15 protein-coding genes are annotated in these 17163 nt (G+C 72.3%); 8 read left to right on the plus strand and 7 right to left on the minus strand.

All coding sequences use genetic code 11. From position 1 onward, the window contains the following. The first annotated feature begins 221 nt into the window (after positions 1–221). On the plus strand, positions 222–3035 hold the full coding sequence (locus ACWC91_RS05890; RefSeq protein ID WP_450643981.1) for a penicillin acylase family protein: 2814 nt from the start codon (positions 222–224) through the stop codon (positions 3033–3035). Positions 3036–3428: 393 nt separating this feature from the next. On the opposite strand, the gene ACWC91_RS05895 is transcribed toward ACWC91_RS05890, so the two are convergent. Next, entirely contained in the window at positions 3429–4745 is a 1317-nt protein-coding gene (locus tag ACWC91_RS05895) for a serine-threonine protein kinase (RefSeq protein ID WP_450643980.1), read from the minus strand. A gap of 86 nt (positions 4746–4831) precedes the next feature. After that, positions 4832–6073: an exo-beta-N-acetylmuramidase NamZ family protein gene (locus tag ACWC91_RS05900; protein WP_450643979.1), complete on the minus strand. Its 1242-nt coding sequence runs from the start codon at positions 6071–6073 to the stop codon at positions 4832–4834. 192 nt (positions 6074–6265) lie between these two features. Here ACWC91_RS05900 and ACWC91_RS05905 point away from each other — a divergent pair, with 192 nt between their 5' ends. Both ACWC91_RS05905 and ACWC91_RS05910 read left to right on the plus strand, forming a co-directional pair. Then, on the plus strand, positions 6266–7030 hold the full coding sequence (locus ACWC91_RS05905) for an SDR family oxidoreductase (protein ID WP_281155269.1): 765 nt from the start codon (positions 6266–6268) through the stop codon (positions 7028–7030). Between the two features lie 139 nt (positions 7031–7169). Then, complete coding sequence (locus ACWC91_RS05910) at positions 7170–7763, plus strand: TetR/AcrR family transcriptional regulator (RefSeq protein WP_141362452.1); 594 nt, start codon at positions 7170–7172, stop codon at positions 7761–7763. Positions 7764–7847: 84 nt separating this feature from the next. On the opposite strand, the gene ACWC91_RS05915 is transcribed toward ACWC91_RS05910, so the two are convergent. Both ACWC91_RS05915 and ACWC91_RS05920 read right to left on the minus strand, forming a co-directional pair. Continuing rightward, positions 7848–8363 carry an NUDIX hydrolase gene (locus ACWC91_RS05915; RefSeq protein WP_225076098.1) on the minus strand — a complete coding sequence of 172 codons (516 nt, stop codon included), beginning with the start codon at positions 8361–8363 and terminating at the stop codon, positions 7848–7850. A gap of 110 nt (positions 8364–8473) precedes the next feature. Then, complete coding sequence (locus ACWC91_RS05920) at positions 8474–9367, minus strand: DMT family transporter (protein WP_398227657.1); 894 nt, start codon at positions 9365–9367, stop codon at positions 8474–8476. Positions 9368–9823: 456 nt separating this feature from the next. Between ACWC91_RS05920 and ACWC91_RS05925 the strand changes: the two genes are divergently transcribed. The 4 genes from ACWC91_RS05925 (at position 9824) to ACWC91_RS05940 (ending at position 13835) form a co-directional block, all read left to right on the plus strand. After that, positions 9824–10774, plus strand: coding sequence for a hypothetical protein (locus tag ACWC91_RS05925; protein WP_225076100.1), 951 nt, complete (start codon positions 9824–9826; stop codon positions 10772–10774). 55 nt (positions 10775–10829) lie between these two features. After that, positions 10830–12395 carry an APC family permease gene (locus ACWC91_RS05930; protein WP_376502824.1) on the plus strand — a complete coding sequence of 522 codons (1566 nt, stop codon included), beginning with the start codon at positions 10830–10832 and terminating at the stop codon, positions 12393–12395. A gap of 86 nt (positions 12396–12481) precedes the next feature. After that, positions 12482–13225: a molybdopterin-dependent oxidoreductase gene (locus tag ACWC91_RS05935; RefSeq protein WP_450643978.1), complete on the plus strand. Its 744-nt coding sequence runs from the start codon at positions 12482–12484 to the stop codon at positions 13223–13225. Beyond that, on the plus strand, positions 13209–13835 hold the full coding sequence (locus ACWC91_RS05940; protein ID WP_450643977.1) for a cytochrome b/b6 domain-containing protein: 627 nt from the start codon (positions 13209–13211) through the stop codon (positions 13833–13835). The genes ACWC91_RS05935 and ACWC91_RS05940 overlap by 17 nt, the downstream gene beginning before the upstream one ends. Before the next feature lie 69 nt (positions 13836–13904). Here the strand turns inward: ACWC91_RS05940 and ACWC91_RS05945 are convergent, their stop codons facing one another. Together ACWC91_RS05945 and ACWC91_RS05950 are read right to left on the minus strand one after the other, a co-directional pair. After that, on the minus strand, positions 13905–15302 hold the full coding sequence (locus ACWC91_RS05945) for a GntP family permease (RefSeq protein WP_225076102.1): 1398 nt from the start codon (positions 15300–15302) through the stop codon (positions 13905–13907). Between the two features lie 79 nt (positions 15303–15381). Continuing rightward, on the minus strand, positions 15382–15921 hold the full coding sequence (locus ACWC91_RS05950) for a gluconokinase (RefSeq protein ID WP_141366788.1): 540 nt from the start codon (positions 15919–15921) through the stop codon (positions 15382–15384). Positions 15922–16063: 142 nt separating this feature from the next. Between ACWC91_RS05950 and ACWC91_RS05955 the strand changes: the two genes are divergently transcribed. After that, a complete protein-coding gene (locus ACWC91_RS05955; protein ID WP_225076103.1) occupies positions 16064–16768 on the plus strand; it encodes a FadR/GntR family transcriptional regulator in 705 nt (234 codons plus the stop codon). A 12-nt stretch (positions 16769–16780) separates the two neighbouring features. Here ACWC91_RS05955 and ACWC91_RS05960 read toward each other — a convergent pair whose 3' ends face one another. Further along, complete coding sequence (locus ACWC91_RS05960) at positions 16781–17158, minus strand: YchJ family protein (protein ID WP_225076104.1); 378 nt, start codon at positions 17156–17158, stop codon at positions 16781–16783. Between the last annotated feature and the right edge of the window lie 5 nt (positions 17159–17163).

Consider the following 17163-nt stretch of genomic DNA (forward strand, 5'->3'; position numbering starts at 1 on the left):
CACTTCGGTCACTGCGGCGTCGTCGTACGGAGCCGTCGTGACGGCTCCGCCGGATAGACGTGCCGACATCCGATCCGGCTCCATCCGTTTTCCGATGCCCGCCATAACGCCGCCCTGGTTGACCCTCACGAGGTGCCCCCAAAAAGTGACGCATGTTCATCTTCCCCCTGAGGGATACCGGCGGTAACGTCCCGGCACCACCCCCGTCGGGAGGAGCTGCCATGCACCGGCGCACCCCACATTTCGCGCTTGACAGACTGAGAACTCCCCGCAGATTCCCCGGGTTCCTGAAGACCGCATCGGTATGCGTCCTCATTGCCGGTCTTTTGTCACCCTTTTCCCAAGCGGCCGCGGCCGCGACTCCGGCCGGCGGCGCCGCCGGGGCGTCCGCCGCGGCCTCGAACGACTACTGCGGCGGCCAGTGCTCCGACATCCTGCCGCCCGGCGAGAACGGCAACGCCACCCTCGCCCAGATCCTCCTCAACCAGGCCTTCGGTACCCAGCCGAGCCACGCCGAGGACCAGCTCGGCCCGTACGCCAACCTGGCCACGGGCTACCCGGCGCTCACCGACGCGAAGATCAACTCCTTCTTCAACGACGCCTCGTTCGGCGTCCCCTCCGGGCAGGTCGCCTCCACCGAGAAGCCCGCGGGCCGCGGTGACGTGACGATCGTCCGCGACAAGAAGACCGGTGTGCCGCACATCACGGGCACCACCCGCTACGGCACCGAGTTCGGCGCCGGGTACGCCGCCGCCCAGGACCGGCTGTGGCTCATGGACGTCTTCCGGCACGTCGGCCGCGGGCAGCTGACCTCCTTCGCCGGCGGCGCGGCCGCCAACCAGGGCCTGGAGCAGGAGTTCTGGCGCAACGCCCCGTACACCGAGGCCGACCTCCAGGCACAGATCGACCGCGCCGTGGCCGGGAACGGCGCCCGCGGGCAGCAGGCCCTCGCCGACGTGAACGCCTACCTCGACGGCATCAACGCCTACATCGACGCCTCCGACTCCGGTCGCTACTTCCCCGGCGAGTACGTCCTGACCGGCCACAAGGACTCGATCACCAACGCCGGCACCATCGCCCGCTTCAAGGTCACCGACCTGGTCGCGCTGGGCTCCGTGGTCGGCGCCCTGTTCGGCTCGGGCGGCGGCGGCGAGGTGAACAACGCGGTGTCCCTGCTGGCCGCCCAGTCCAAGTTCGGCGTCGAGGAGGGCACCAGGATCTGGGAGTCCTTCCGTGAGCGCAACGACCCCGAGGCCGTCCTGACCGTGCACGACGGCAGGAGCTACCCGTACGCGACGAAGCCCGACGACCCCAGGGGCCGGGCCCTGCCCGACGCCGGCTCGGTGGCCCAGGAGCCGCTGGTGTACGGCCGCACCGGCAGCGCGGCGACCGCGGCCGCGCGGGGCGCCACCTCCTCGGCCGCGAAGAGCGCCCTGACCTCCGCACGGCGCGGCATGTCCAACGCCCTCGTCGTCGGCGGCGAGCACACCGCGAGCGGCCACCCGGTCGCCGTCTTCGGTCCGCAGACCGGCTACTTCGCGCCCCAGCTGCTGATGCTCCAGGAGATCCAGGGGCCGGGCATCAGCGCCCGCGGCGCCTCCTTCGCCGGTCTGAGCATGTACGTCGAACTCGGCCGCGGTCAGGACTACTCGTGGAGCGCCACGACCTCCGGCCAGGACATCATCGACACCTACGCCGTCGAACTGTGCCAGGACGACTTCCACTACCTGTACCGCGGCACCTGCACGGCCATGGACAAGGTCGAGCAGACCAACTCCTGGAAGCCCACCGTCGCCGACGGAACGGCGGCCGGCTCCTACACCATGCGCGTGTGGCGCACGAAGTACGGGCCGGTCGAGTACCGCGCCACCGTCGGCGGCAAGAAGGTCGCCTACACCACCCTGCGCTCCTCCTTCCTGCACGAGGCCGACTCGATCATCGGCTTCCAGATGCTCAACGACCCCGACTTCGTCAAGGGCCCCGAGGACTTCCAGAAGGCCGCGCAGCACATCAACTACACGTTCAACTGGTTCTACGCCGACTCCCGGCACACCGCGTACTACAACAGCGGCGACAACCCGGTGCGGGCGAACGGCGTGGACGCCGAGTTCCCGGTGTGGGCGCAGCCGGCGTACGAGTGGCGGAACTGGGACCCGTCGGTCAACACCGCGGACTACACCCCGCCCTCCGCCCACCCCGCCTCGGTCGACCAGGACTACTACGTCTCCTGGAACAACAAGCAGGCCCTGGACTACTCCGCGGCCTCCTGGGGCAACGGCTCCGTGCACCGCGGCGACCTGCTGGAGGACCGGGTGCGGAAGCTGGTCGCGGCCGGCGGGGTGACCCGTGCCTCGCTGGTGAAGGCGATGGCGGACGCCGCCGTGGCCGATCTCAGGGCCGAGGACGTGCTGCCGAACCTGCTGAAGGTGATCGACAGCGCGCCGGTGACCGACTCCACGGCCGCGGCCGCGGTGGGCAAGCTCCGGACATGGCTCTCCGCGGGCGCCAGACGCACCGAGACCTCGGCGGGCTCCAGGACCTACGCCAACGCCGAGGCCATCCGGATCCTGGACGCCTGGTGGCCGCTGCTGGTGAAGGCCGAGTTCGAGCCGGGACTGGGCAGCGGCCTGTATGGGGCCTTCACCGCCAACCTGCCGGTCGACGAGTCCCCGTCGGCCGGGCACGGCCCGACCGGCTCGCACGCCGGAAGCGCCTTCCAGTACGGCTGGTGGAGCTATGTCGACAAGGACATCCGGGCGGTGCTCGGTGAGCCGGTGCGGGGTCCGCTGGCACGGACGTTCTGCGGCGGCGGCAGCCCGAACGCCTGCCGGGACACCCTGATCGGCACGCTGAAGCAGGCGGCCGGAGCCACCGCGGCCCAGGTCTACCCCGGCGACGACCAGTGCTCCGCGGGTGACCAGTGGTGCGCCGACTCGATCGTCCAGCGCGTCCTGGGCGGCATCAAGCACGGGAAGATCAGCTGGCAGAACCGGCCGACCTTCCAGCAGGTCGTGGAGTACACCGGTCACCGCTAGCTAGTGCCGCAACAGGCGACGTTCGCCCCGTCGCGACGCCCGGCACGCACTCTCGCCGCACCGCCCGAAAGCCCAAGTACATCCAGTACGAGGACTTCCGGCCGGCACACCGAGAGCACGCACCGGACGCCGCTCCTTTACGGGCAAACGTTGCCTGCCGCGGCACTAGTGCTGCCACCGGAAAGGTCCACCGGCTCGCGTTGCCCGGCACGGCACCTCGCCGCGTTGTCGCGTCACCCGAGTACATCCAGTACGCGGGCGATGCTCCGTCTTGCGGTGCTCCCCCACGGCCTGAACGGCGTGGGAGGTACCCGCAGCACCGGACGCCGCGAGCTTCCCGGCACACCTTTCCAGTCACAGCACTGGACCCTCCGAACGGGCGGCGGGCCGGTGTCAGCGGACACGGCCCGCCGCCAGCACCACCCGTGCCAGCTCCGGGTGCACGATGTCGCTGTGCGCGCCGGCCGGAGGGCCGCCGCGCCTGACCACCTCGGCCGCGTCCACGTTCACGCATCCCGACGCCGGGAACGGCGCGGCCAGGGCCGCGGAGAGGGTGCACGCGCGCGTGCCGGGCACCGCCTGCACGCCGTCGTGCCCCATCGCACCCCAGGCGGCCCCGAGCAGGGCGCCGACGTCGAGGCCGAGCACCGACCGGTCGTCGTCCGCCATCCGCGAGGCCAGCGGATACAGCGTGCCGAGGGCCGTGTCGAAGCGGGAGTGGCAGCACACCAGGGGGCCGTCGACACGGCGCTCCCGGCCCCGCAGCACCCCGCCCGCGCGCCGATCGCCGGGCAGCCGGGGCGCGAACGCGTAGTGGGAGAAGGCCCCTTGGAGCAGCGTCACGGACTTCACCGTCCGGACCCCCTCGGGCAGCCCGTCCAGCGCGAACGACACCAGCCGCCCGCCGAAGCTGTGGCCCACCAGATGGACCCGCACCCCGGGCGCCGCCTGAGCGAGCCGTCCGACCACCGGGCCGAGCCCCCGCTCGCCGACCGTGCCCGCGCGCCGCTTCATCGTGTAATACGTCGCCTGCCGCAGCAGCTCCTTCGCGCCGTCCCACGGGTTCGGCAGCGTGAACGGCCGCTGCCCGCCCGGTTCCCCGAGCCCGGCGAGGGCGTCGGCGAACTCGGCGCAGACCTGCGCCGCGGGCCGTGCGAACATCGCCGGCTCGCGCTGCGGCACGCCCTCCGTCACGGTGTCCGCCGCGAACCGGGCCCACGGCCCCGGCGACACGTCCTCGACCAGCCGCCGCACCAGCCGTCCGAACTCCTCCAGCGCGGCCGGTTCGCGCGCGGGGCCGTCCAGCATCCGCGCGAGCGCGTCGACCACCGGGGCCCGCCCGGGGAAGGTGTCCCGCAGCGCCTTCCGGGTGTCCTTGTCGAGCGCGGCCGACGGCGCCGGCCCGGCGGCGGTGGACCGGGGGAAGCCGGGGACGGGCTCGTCGCAGAACCGCATCGACGGCCACACCACCCCGACGTACCCGATCCGGGCCTCCGGGGCGAGCCGCGGGACCGGTTCGAAGAAGCTGCTGTAGAGCCGGGTCGCGCCCGAACGGTCGTTGTTCCAGCCGTGCGCGAAGACGATCAGGTCGCGCACCGCCCGCCGTTCGACTCCGGCGAGCAGCCGGTCCCGCTCGGCGCCGTCCACGTCCCCGTCGGCGTCGAAGGTCAGTTCCCAGTAGGGAGCCACGCTGATGTCCGGTACCGCCATGACCGACCCCCTCGTCCCCCGGAAGCGGAGCGATGTGTCGCGCATCGTCCTGCCAACGGGCCGGGCCGGCCAGGGGTCACGGCTCATCAGTAGAGGAGGTATTGCTCCCGGGTCTTCCGGAACGCGGCCAGCTCCTGCCGCCAGGCCGCCACCACCTCGTCGGTGCCCGCGCCGGCGTCGATCATCGTGCGCACCTGAGTGGAACCGGTGAGCTTGTCGATCCAGTTGTCCGAGCGCCAGGCGAACCCGCTCCAGACCCGCTTGGCGGTCACGAGCAGCGCGATCCCGGTCCGCACCGGATCGAAGGCGTCCCGGTTGTGCACGTGGATCTGCACCCCGCCGACGGTCGTGTCCTGGAACTTGGAGAAGGTGGGAGTGAAGTACGCCTCCCGGAAGTGCACGCCCGGCAGGCGCAGCGCGTTGGCCGCGGCCGCCCAGCGCCCGTCGACGCCCGCCGCGCCCAGCAGCTCGAAGGGCCGGGTGGTGCCCCGTCCCTCCGACAGGTTGGTGCCCTCGAACAGGCACGTTCCGGAGTAGACCAGGGCGGTCTCGGGAGTCGGCATGTTCGGGCTCGGCGGCACCCAGGGCAGCCCGGAGGCGTCGTAGAAGTCCGACCGCCTCCAGCCGGTCATCAGGACGGTCTCCAGCGGTACCGGCGTGGTGAGGAACTCCCCGTTGAACAGCCGCGCCAGCTCGGCGACGGTCATGCCGTGCGCCTGCGCGATCGGCCGGCGCCCGACGAAGGTCGAGAACTCCTCATGCAGCACCGGACCCAGTGCCTCCCGGCCGGTCACCGGGTTGGGCCGGTCGAGCACGACGAACCGCTTGCCGGCGAGGGCCGCGGCCTCCATGCAGTCGTAGAGCGTCCAGATGTAGGTGTAGAAGCGGGCGCCCGCGTCCTGGATGTCGAAGACGACCGTGTCCACGCCGGAGGCCGTGAAGACGTCGGCGAGCGGCTGCCCGCTCTTGAGGTACGTGTCGTACACCGGCAGCCCGGTGGCCGGGTCGTCGTAGCGGCCCTCCGAGCCGCCCGCCTGCGCGGTGCCGCGGAAGCCGTGCTCGGGGCCGAAGACGGCCACCAGGTTCACCCGGCGGTCGGCGTGCATCACGTCCACGATGTGCCGCACGTCCCGGGTGACGCCCGTCGGGTTGGTGACGATCCCGACCCGCTGCCCGCGCAGGGAGGCGTAGCCATCGGCGTCGAGGCGCTCGAAACCGGTGCGCAGCGGGCGGTTGCCACCGGGGGCGGCCTGGGCCGGGGCCGCCACGGCTCCGGAGGCCGCGGCGGCGGCGGTGGTGGCGAGCAGGCTCCGTCTGGACAGCTTCATACAGTGACCTCCGTGATCGCTGCGGGTGTCATGCTCACGCACGCTAGCGTGCGCCCGTCCGCCAGGGAACGAAGCGGACGGCGCCTCCTGCGGAACATCACTTCCGGCACCACATACCGACTGGTTAGTCTGATGCGACGGAGTCGAGTCGATCCGTGTCGTGTCGTGTCGGAGTCAGGCCGAAGGAGACCGATGGTGCAAGCCGTGCAGGGTGCGGGAGTGGTCGTCACCGGGGCCGGGGGCGGTATCGGCGCCGCGCTGGCCCGCCGGTTCGCCGCCGAGGGCGCCCGGGTCGTCGTCAACGACCTCGACGCCGACCGGGCCGCGTCCGTCGCCGGGGAGATCGGCGGCATCGCGGTCCCGGGCGACGCCTCGAAGGTCGTCGCCACGGCCCGTGACGCGCTCGGCGGCACGGTCGACGTCTACTGTGCCAACGCGGGCGTCGGCTCGGGCGGTTCGGAGGCGGCCGGGGAGGAGGTGTGGGCACAGGCCTGGGACGTCAACGTCATGGCCCACGTCCGCGCCGCCGAGGCGCTGCTCCCCGCCTGGCTGGAACGCGGCAGCGGCCGGTTCGTCTCCACCGTGTCCGCGGCCGGACTGCTCACCATGATCGGCGCGGCTCCGTACAGCGTCACCAAGCACGGCGCGTACGCCTTCGCCGAGTGGCTGTCGCTGACCTACCGCCACCGCGGGATCAAGGTGCACGCGATCTGCCCGCAGGGCGTGCGCACCGACATGCTGGCCGCCACCGGCAGCGCCGGCGACCTGGTGCTCCGGCCCACCGCGATCGAGCCGGAGGACGTGGCCGGCGCGCTGCTCGACGGTATCGCCGAGGACCGCTTCCTGATCCTGCCGCACCCCGAGGTCGCCGGGTTCTACCGGGCCCGGGCCGCCGACCCCGACCGCTGGCTGACGAACATGAACCACATCCAGCGGAAATGGGAGGAGGCCGGCTGACACCGGGGGCGCGGGCGACCGGGGCCGACCGAGATCCTGCCGGACTTGCCGAGGACGGCAAATGGGAAGATCCTCCGTCGGGAACTGCGTTCCCGTAGGCAGCACAGCGAGCAGGAACACGGAAGGCAGGTGGCGGCAGGTGCCCAGGACGACGGACTCAGGCGGCACTCCGGTGCCGCAGCGGCTCCTGGCCGCCGCCACCCGGCTCTTCGCCGAGCAGGGCTACGACCGCACCTCGGTGCAGGAGATCGTCGAGGCGGCGGGCGTCACCAAAGGGGCGCTCTACCACTACTTCGGCTCCAAGGACGACCTCCTGCACGAGGTGTACGCGCGCGTGCTGCGCGTCCAGCAGGAGCGCCTGGACGCCTTCGCGGACGCCGACGAACCGGTCGAGAAGCGGCTGCGGGACGCGGCGGCGGACGTGGTGGTCACCACCATCGAGAACCTCGACGACGCCATGATCTTCTTCCGCTCGATGCACCACCTGAGCCCGGAGAAGAACAAGCAGGTGCGCGCCGAGCGCCGGCGCTACCACGAACGCTTCCGCGCGCTCATCGAGGAGGGTCAGCGGGCCGGCGTCTTCTCCACGGCGACCCCGGCGGACCTCGTGGTCGACTACCACTTCGGCTCCGTCCACCACCTGTCGACCTGGTACCGGCCCGACGGCCCGCTCGGCCCTCAGGAGGTCGCCGACCATCTGGCCGACCTGCTGCTGCGGGCACTGCGGCCGTAGCCGGCACCCGTACGGCCGGCCTTCGCACGAGCGGGTGCGAGGGGGCGGCCGCAGCCGTGCCGCGGTGCCGCCCCCGGGGCCGGTTCACCCCCGTGACCGGTGTGCCTTCAGGCGTTCGTAGGCGGCCAGCCCGTCCGGTACCCACTCCCACTCGCCCAGGCGGCGTTCCACCTCGTCCTCGGGCAGGAAGTCGTGCCAGGCGACCTCCTCGGCCTGCGGCCGTACCGGCAGGTCGCAGCGGACCTGGTAGACCGCCGACCACCAGGTGCGGCCGGCGCCGTCGTCGTACAGGAACTTGAAGAGGTACTCGGGGCGGGGCAGCCCCGTCACCCCCAGTTCCTCCTCGGCCTCGCGCAGGGCCGCGTCGTCGTAGGCCTCGCCGGCGCCGACCACACCGCCGACGAACATGTCGTGGAGGGAGGGGAAGACCAGCTTGGTGGAGGTGCGCCGGTGGACGAAGAGGCGGCCCTCCGCGTCCCGGGCCTGGACGAAGACGCAGCGGTGGCGCAGCCCCTTGGCGTACGCCTCGCCGCGCGGGGACCGCCCGACGACCCGGTCCTGTTCGTCGACGATGTCGAGGATCTCGTCTTCAGCGCTCATGCCGCCATCCAAGCAGGCCGTCGCGCAAGCCGGCCGCCCTGTAAGCAGGCCGCCGTCGGGGTAGGTGGCCGTCACCGTCCGCGCGGGCGCGGGCGCGGGCCGGGCCCGGTTCAGCGTGCCTGCAGGTCGTGCTTCTGCTCGGGCAGCGCCGCCCCGTACGGCATCGCCGGGTGCAGGCCGAGCAGGACGATGCCCGTCACGATCGCCGCGAGGCCCGACGCCTCCCAGGCCAGCGCCCCGGTGTCGGTGCGCAGCCGGTCGCCGAGGAAGCCCACCCCGCAGGCGATCCCGGCCAGCGGCTCGGCCGCGGTCAGGGCCGGCAGGGACATGCGCAGCGGCGCCGTCTCGAAGGCGCTCTGCATGAGGATCAGCCCGGTGACGCCGATCGCCAGCAGACCGTACGGCTGCCAGCCGGTGAACAGCTCCGTCCAGCCGCCCGCCGAGAACCGCTGCCCGCTCACCCGGGTCAGCGCGTCCTGCACGCCGTAGAGGAGCCCGGCGGCCACCGCCAGCAGGACCGGTCCCCAGCTCAGCCGCGAGCGCTTGGCGTACGCCGTCAGCAGCAGGGCCACACCCACCATCGCGCCGATGATCAGCCAGTGCCGCAGCGGGTCGGTGACGGCGCTGCCGCCCCGCGGCCGCCCCGCCACGATGAACGCGGTCACGCCACCGGCCAGCAGGGCGAGCCCCGCCCAGCCCTGGCCGCCCAGTGGCTGCCTGGTCTGCCGTCGGGACAGGGCGAGGGCGAACAGCAGGTTCGTGGCCAGCAGCGGTTCCACCAGCGAGATCTCGCCCCGTCCCAGAGCGAAGGCGCCCAGCACCATGCCGCCGATCATCAGTCCCAGACCGCCCAGCCAGCGCGGCACCTTCATCAGGTCCAGCAGCAGCCGGGGCGAGAGGAAGTCGCCGAGCGGTGCCCGCTGGGCCGCGTTCTGCTGGAGCACGAAACCGAAGCCCAGGCAGCAGGCGGCGCTCACGGCGAGAATCACAACCAGAACCGACACGCTGCGTACCTCGATCATCCGGCCGGGCCACGGGGTGCGTAATGGCCGACTGTAGCGTCCCGGGGCCCGGTCCGCTGCCGGGATGACCCGGATTCGGGCGGTCCGCCCGGCCACGACGCCCCGCGGTCGGGGGTGATGGCGTGGCCCTGGACCAGGGCGGAACCCCCGGCACAGCCGTGCCATGGCATACGCCACAGGAGTGACGCTGCCGCGGGGCGGGCCGCCGTCACGGCCCGGCGACCGGGCTTCTTCGCAAGTACCGCCTGTGTAAGGGCAGTTGACGCGTGTAACGCGGGGGTGACCCTTGACGGAGCGCGTTGGCTGGGGGTTTGCTGTCCGTGATCAGCCGATGGCAAGCCGATGACCGACGAGCAAGCCGAGGCCGGTGGGCCGAACGGGGGGCCGCTCCCTGGGCGTACCGGGCCACGAACAAAGAGCGCGTGAGGAAGTTCCGCGGTGTCCCCACCCCCGCCTCCCCTCGGACGCGGCCGCAAGCGAGCGGCCCAGGCCTTCGACACCGCTCTCGACGACACCGAACTCCGTGACGCGCGTGCGGCGTTGGCGCAGGGCCGGTGGCAGGCGGTGCGCTCGCTGCTCGCGCGCACCAAGGACGACTGGGACCGCCGGGGACACCGCGTCACCGTCCTCGCCGAGGAGTCCCACACCGCGGCCTGGACCCGTGACTGGCTGCTCGCCGAACCCGAGTCCGCCGACGCCTCCGTCCTGCTCGGCATGTCCCTGGTGCAGGGCGCCCTGTGCGGCAGGGAGAAGCCCGACCGGGCCCGCGAGGCCTGCCGGGCGGCGGCCGAGCTGGCGCCCGAGGACCCCACGCCGTGGCTCGGCCTGCTCCTGCTGGAGCGTGGCCTGGGTGACGAGGAGGAGGTGGTCCGCCTCTTCGACAAGGTCCGCCACCGCCATCCCGACCACCACCACGCCCACCACCTGATGGTGGCCCAGCTGGCCGAGCGGCGCGCCGAAGCCGGCCCGGACCCGCTGCACGAGGTCTACGACTTCGCCAACTGGGCCGCCGAGCAGGCGCCCGCCGACTCACCGCTGGCCATGCTCCCGGTGGTAGCGCACGCCGAGCGCTACCGCGTCCTGGCCGGCGCCGGCCACGCACAGGCCGACCCGGCCGCCTCCGGGCACTGGACGGGCCGCCGGGCCCGCCAGGTGATGAAGGCCGCCTTCGACTGGTGGCTGGAGTGGGAGCAGGAGGGCCATGCCCGCCGCCTGGTCGATCTGAACTTCCTCGCCCACGCCAAGCACTGCGAGGGCCGGGGTGCCGAGGCCGCCGCCCTGTTCCACCGCATCGGCGACCATCCCACCCAGGTGCCGTGGGCGTACCCCGACCGAGATCCGTACACCGCCTTCCGCATCGCGCGCGCCGGCGCGCTCGGTGCGGCGTAGTGCCCCGCAACCCCGTACGCACCACGACCCCGACGCCCGAAAGGACGAACCCCCGATGACGACGGGCAGTTCGAGCACGAGCAGAACCACCGCCGACGGTGGCGCCATCAGCACCTTCAAGGGGCAGGAGCGCGCCCTGCGCGCCGACCGGCTCGGCACGGGGGGTCTGCTGCTCTCCGTGCTCGCGGCGACCGCCCCGCTCATGGTGGTCGCGGGTGTCATGCCCACCACATTCGCGGTGATGGGGATCGTCGGACAGCCGCTGCTCTTCGTGGTCCTCGGCACCGTGCTGATCCTCTTCAGCTTCGGATACGCCGAGATGAGCCGCCACGTCCACAACGCGGGCGCCTTCTACGCCTACATCTCCCGGGGCCTCGGCGGCACGGCGGGCGCCGGCGCGGCGCTCGTCGCCCTCGTCGCCTACAACGCGCTCCAGGCGGGCATCTACGGGATCTTCGGCTTCGAGGTCTCCAACCTGTTCGCCACCTACGCCGACGTCACCGTCGCCTGGTGGATCCCCGCGCTCGCGGCCGCGGCCGTCGTCGGCGTGCTCGGCTGGCTGAAGATCGACGTCAACGCGCGCGTGCTCGGCGTGCTGCTGGTCATCGAGGTCGTACTCGTCGTGATCTTCGACGTGGCGGCGATCGCCGACCCCGCAAAGGAGGGTCTGTCCCTGCACGCCTTCAACCCGGACACCCTCGCCGGCGCCGGCATCGGCACCGCGCTGTGCTTCTGCATCGCGGCCTTCCTCGGCTTCGAGCAGGCCCCGGTGTACGCGGAGGAGACCAGCCGCCCGCACGTCCTGGTCCCGCGCGTGATGTTCCTCGCCGTCGCCGGCGTCGCGGTCTTCTTCGCGGTCAGCAGCTGGGCCCTCACCGTCGCCACCGGCCCCTCGGCGATCATCGGCACGGCGCAGAAGGAGAGCGCCGGGCTGCTGTTCACCCTGACCGAGTCGCGGCTCGGCGGCACCTTCACCGACGTCCTGCACGTCCTGTTCGTCACCGGCATGTTCGCGGCCATGCTGAGCTTCCACAACGTCGTCGCCCGGTACGCCTTCGCCATGGGCCGCGAGGGCCTGCTGCCGGCCGCCTTCGGGCGCACGTCCAGCTCCAGCGGCGCGCCCGCGGCCGGATCCCTCTCGCAGACCGTCGTCTCGCTGGTCATCGTGATCGCCTTCGCCGTCACCGACGACAAGCCGACCGGCGACCCGACCGCGCCCGTGCTGCACCTGTTCACCTGGTTCGGCAACCTCGGCGCGCTCGGCGTGATCGTGCTGATGGCCGCCGCCAGCGTCTCGGTGATCGTCTTCTTCGTACGGCGCGGCGCGGCGGCCGCGCAGGCCTGGCGGCTGGTCACCTCCGCCGTGGCCGGCCTGGCCCTGCTGGTGATCGCCACCTACACCGTCAAGGACTTCGACGTCCTGGTCGACGCCGGCCCCGGCTCGGCCCTGAGCCGGGTGCTGCCCGGCATCATCGGCCTCGCCCTCGTCGTCGGCCTGGTCCAGGGCGCCGTACTGCGCTCCCGCAGGCCGGAGGCACACGCCCGCATCGGGCTGGGCAACGAGGCCTTCCAGCTGGAGAAGGCCGCGGAGGCGGCGGAGACCGCGGAGGCGGCGCCCTGAGCCCCGGGCAAGGAAAACAGTGACGGAAATCTGACGAACACCCGCGATCCCTGGTCCGCCGGGGGCGCGGGTGCTCGAATGAAGACGTGAACTCCGAACTCCCCGATGAGGAGGGACGGCCCGAGGAGGAAGGCCGTCCCATGGGCCGCCGCATCTTCCTCGCCACCGTCGGCCTCGGCGCCCTCGGCGTGGCCACCGCGCCCACACTGCAACGCGGCATGGAGGGCCTCCTCGGCGCGGTGTCCGGCAAGGACCCGACCGGTCTGACCGGCCTGCTGCCGAACGGCGGCGGCTTCCGCTACTACTCGGTCGCCGCCTCGGTCCCGCACAAGGACGCCGCGGACTACCACCTCACCGTCGACGGCCTCGTCGACCATCCCGCCACCTACACGCTGGCCGACCTCAGGGCCCTGCCCCGCACGCGCATGGTCCGCGACGTCCAGTGCGTCACCGGCTGGCGGGTGCCCGGCACACCCTTCGAGGGCGTACGGCTCTCCCGGCTGCTCGACGCGGCCGGAGTGCGGGCGGGCGCCAGAGCCGTCCGGTTCACCTGCTTCGACGGCACCTACACCGAGAGCCTCACCCTCGACCAGGCCCGCCGCCCCGACGCGCTGGTCGCGCTGCGCATGCAGGACAAGGACCTGACCCACGCGCACGGCGGGCCGGTCCGCCTCTACGTGGCCCCCATGTACTTCTACAAGTCGGCCAAGTGGCTCTCCGGCATCACCGTCACCGACCGCGTCGAGCCCGGCTACTGGGAGAACCTCGGCTACGACGTCGACGCCTGGGTCGGCCGTTCGAACGGACGCTCCGATGTCCCTACGAGCTGACACCCCGGCCCCGCCCGGCACCCGCGTCCGCCGCTTCACCCGGGCCGAGCGGTGGGTGCACCGGACCACGGCCGCGCTCATGGGCGTGTGCGTGGTGACGGCGGCCTGCCTCTACATCCCCCAGCTCGCCGAACTGGTCGGCCGGCGCGAACTGGTCGTCCGCGTCCACGAGTGCGCGGGCCTCGCCCTGCCCGTACCGGTCCTGCTGGGCCTGGCCTCCCGCGCCTTCCGCGCCGACCTGCGCCTCCTCAACCGCTTCGGCCGGCACGACCGGGTCTGGCTGCGCGCCGCCCTGCGCCGCGACCGCCGGCCCGCCTCCCGGCCGGCCGGAAAGTTCAACGCCGGCCAGAAGATCTACGCCGCCTGGATCGCCGGGGCCGCCCTGGTGATGCTCGGCACCGGTCTGATGGTGTGGTTCACGCACCTCACCCCGGTGGCCTGGCGCACCAGCGCGACCTTCGTCCACGACTGGCTCGCCCTGACCATCGGCGTCGTCCTGGCCGGCCACATCGGCATGGCACTCGGCGACCCGGAGGCCCGCCGCGGCCTGCGCACCGGCCTGGTGACCCGCGAGTGGGCGACCGGGGAACACCCGCTGTGGCGCCCGTAGACCCACTGGCGGAAAGGAACGTACGGCCGCGGCCGTGACCGGGCACCACCCGGTCACGGCCGCGGACCGCTAGATCACCAGGGACAGCAGCAGGACCAGGGCGCCCGCGACCACCGAGATGATCGTCTCCATGACCGACCAGCTCTTGATCGTCTGGCCGACGCTCAGCCCGAAGTACTCCTTCACCAGCCAGAAACCGGCGTCGTTGACATGGCTGAAGAACAGCGAGCCGGCGCCGATGGCCAGCACCAGCAGGGCGGCGTGGGTGGTCGACATGTCGGCCGCGAGCGGGGCGACGAGACCGGCCGCCGAGATGGTCGCCACGGTCGCCGAACCGGTCGCCAGCCGGATCGTCACCGCGATCAGCCAGGCCAGCAGCAGCGCCGGGATCGACCAGTCCTTGGAGATGTCCAGCACCATCTGGCCCACCCCGGCGTCGATCAGCGTCTGCTTGAAGCCGCCGCCCGCGCCCACGATCAGCAGGATGCCGGCGATGGGCATGAGGCCCTTCTCGACGGTCGAGGAGATCCGCTCCTTGCTGAACCCGGCCGGCCTCCCCAGCGTGAAGACGCCGACGAGCACGGCGGCGAGCAGCGCGATGAGCGGGGAGCCGATGACGTCGAAGACACGCTGGGTCATGTTCGCCGGGTCGTCCACGACGATGTCGACCAGGGCCTTGGCCAGCATCAGCACCACCGGGAGCAGCACCGTGGCCAGCGTGGCGCCGAAGCTCGGACGCCGCTGAAGCTCCTCCGACGGGCGCTGGGGCAGCATCCGGTCCGGAACGGGGACGTCCACCCAGCGGGCCGCGACCTTGGAGAAGAGCGGACCGGCGATGATCACCGTCGGTATGGCGACGAGGATGCCGAGCGCCAGCGTCACGCCCAGATTGGCCTTGACCGCGTCGATGGCGACCAGCGGGCCGGGGTGCGGCGGGATCAGGCCGTGCATCACGGACAGACCGGCCAGCGCCGGCACGCCGATGCGCATCAGGGAGTAGTTGCCGCGCTTGGCCACCATCAGCACGACCGGGATCAGCAGCACGATGCCGACCTCGAAGAACAGCGGCAGACCGATCACGGAGGCGATCAGCACCATCGCCCAGGGCATCGCCCGCCCCTTGGCCTTCGCCAGGATCGTGTCGACGACCTGGTCGGCGCCGCCGGAGTCGGCGAGCAGCTTGCCGAGGATCGCGCCGAGGGCGATCAGCACGCCGACGCCGGCGACGGTGGAGCCAAGGCCGGTGGTGAAGCTCGTGATCGCCTTGTCGAGCGGTGCCCCGGCGACCGCGCCGAGGACCAGCGATCCGATGGTCAGGGACAGGAAGGCGTGCAGCTTGAACCTGGTGATGAGCAGGACGATGACGGCGATGCCCGCGAGGACGGCGATGCCGAGCTGGGCGTGGCCGGCCGAGGTGATCGGCGGGGGCGCGTCCGCTGCCAGCATCTCGACGCTGAGTCTGGTCACGGTGTTCCCTTGCAGGTGAAGAGGGACGGTGGGGAGAGGTGTGCCGCAGTCGGCGAGCGTGGGGGAGAGGCGCCGGGGCTCAGGGCCGCGGCACCTCGGAGGACTGCGTGGAGCTGTCGAGGCCGTCCAGCGCGGCCACCGCGCGTGCGGTGATCTCCTCGGGCGACCCGGAGACGTCGACCGCGACGCCCCGCTCGTCCCGCTGGAGCGGCTCCAGCGTGGCGAACTGGGAGTCCAGCAGCGCCGTCGGCATGAAGTGACCCCGACGGTGCCCCATCCGGTCCTCGATGAGCTTCCGGTCGCCCGTCAGGTGCACGAAGACGACGCCGGGAGCCGCGGCCCGCAGCCGGTCGCGGTACGACCGCTTCAGCGCCGAACTGCTCACCACCCCGCCCAGCCCCGCCCGCCCGTGGGCCCAGGCGCCGATGGCGTCGAGCCACGGCCACCGGTCCTCGTCGCCGAGCGGGATCCCGGCCGTCATCTTGGCGATGTTGGCCCGCGGATGGAAGTCGTCGCCCTCGGCGTACGGGACGCCGAGCCGGGCGGCGAGCAGGGGACCGATCGTGGTCTTGCCCGTGCCGGCGACGCCCATCACCACGACGACGTGGGGGGTGCGCATCACTGCCTCGCTGTCTTCCTCGACATGGGACGCCGACATCCGGCGTCCGCCACACTGAAACCCATAGGTACGACTAATTCAAGAGTCTGTGACATATAAGTCTGACTTTTTGAGGCTGTGATCCGCCCCGTACGCTGAGTGCATGAGCACACCGGGCCGAGGGCTGCACGGCCGCGTACTGGACACCCTCGGCCCCGCCATCACCGCGGGCGAGTATCCGCCGGGCAGCGTGCTGCGCACCGACGAACTGGCGCAGCGCTTCGACGTGTCACGCTCCGTGATGCGCGAGGCGGTCCGCGTCCTGGAGTCCATGCACCTGGTGGCCTCGCGCCGCCGCGTCGGCGTGACCGTGCTCCCCCTGGCCGAGTGGAACGTCTACGACCCGCAGGTCATCCGCTGGCGGCTGGCCGGCGCCGACCGGCCCCGGCAGCTGCGGTCGCTGACCGTGCTGCGCTCCGCCGTCGAACCGGTCGCCGCGGGTCTGGCCGCCCGGCTCGCCACCCCCGAGCAGTGCGCCGAACTCACCGAGTGCGCCCTCGGCATGGTGGCCAACTCACGCGGCCACCACCGGCTTCAGGCGTACCTGGTCCACGACGTCGCCTTCCACCGGGTGATCCTCAACGCCTCCGGGAACGAGATGTTCGCCCGGCTCGGCGACGTCGTGGCCGAGGTCCTGGCGGGCCGCACCCACCACGAGGTCATGTTCGAGGAGCCCGACCCCGCCGCCGTCACCCTCCACGTCCGGCTCGCCGAGGCGGTCCGGGCCCGCGACGCGGACCGCGCCGAGCGGCTGACCCGCGAGATCACCGTCGGGGCCCTCCAGGAACTGGACGTCCTGGCGCCGTAGCCCGGCGCCGCCTCACTGCTCGGGGAAGTCCCCGTCCACGTACACCCACGCCCCGTCGACCCGCTCGAACCGGCTGCGTTCGAGCAGCGAGCCACCCCGGTAGGACGCCCGGAACGTCACCGTCCCGGTGCCGTGGAACGCCGAACCGTCCGTCGCGCCGAGGATCTCCAGACCCGTCCAGCGCATTCCGGGATCCAGGTCGAGCCGCGCCGGCCGCGTCCGCGGGTGCCAGGTCCGCAGCAGGTACCCCGCGTCCAGCCGCACGAAGGCGCAGTACCGGGACCGCATCAACGCCTCGGCGGTCGGCGCGGCGGCACCACCACCGTGGTAGCGGCCGCAGCACCTCTCATACGGCTCGGGCAGCCCGCACGGGCAGGAACGCGTGGTCATGCCCC

The sequence above is a fragment of the Streptomyces sp. NPDC001204 genome (assembly GCF_053598035.1).

Excerpts from the sequence above, each read along its gene's own strand:
- ACWC91_RS05890 (WP_450643981.1), top strand. The coding sequence starts at position 222 with ATGCACCGGCGCACCCCACATTTCGCGCTTGACAGACTGAGAACTCCC.
- ACWC91_RS05895 (WP_450643980.1), bottom strand. The coding sequence starts at position 4,745 with ATGGCGGTACCGGACATCAGCGTGGCTCCCTACTGGGAACTGACCTTC.
- ACWC91_RS05900 (WP_450643979.1), bottom strand. The coding sequence starts at position 6,073 with ATGAAGCTGTCCAGACGGAGCCTGCTCGCCACCACCGCCGCCGCCGCG.
- ACWC91_RS05905 (WP_281155269.1), top strand. The coding sequence starts at position 6,266 with ATGGTGCAAGCCGTGCAGGGTGCGGGAGTGGTCGTCACCGGGGCCGGG.
- ACWC91_RS05915 (WP_225076098.1), bottom strand. The coding sequence starts at position 8,363 with ATGAGCGCTGAAGACGAGATCCTCGACATCGTCGACGAACAGGACCGG.
- ACWC91_RS05930 (WP_376502824.1), top strand. The coding sequence starts at position 10,830 with ATGACGACGGGCAGTTCGAGCACGAGCAGAACCACCGCCGACGGTGGC.
- ACWC91_RS05940 (WP_450643977.1), top strand. The coding sequence starts at position 13,209 with ATGTCCCTACGAGCTGACACCCCGGCCCCGCCCGGCACCCGCGTCCGC.
- ACWC91_RS05950 (WP_141366788.1), bottom strand. The coding sequence starts at position 15,921 with ATGCGCACCCCCCACGTCGTCGTGGTGATGGGCGTCGCCGGCACGGGC.
- ACWC91_RS05955 (WP_225076103.1), top strand. The coding sequence starts at position 16,064 with ATGAGCACACCGGGCCGAGGGCTGCACGGCCGCGTACTGGACACCCTC.
- ACWC91_RS05960 (WP_225076104.1), bottom strand. The coding sequence starts at position 17,158 with ATGACCACGCGTTCCTGCCCGTGCGGGCTGCCCGAGCCGTATGAGAGG.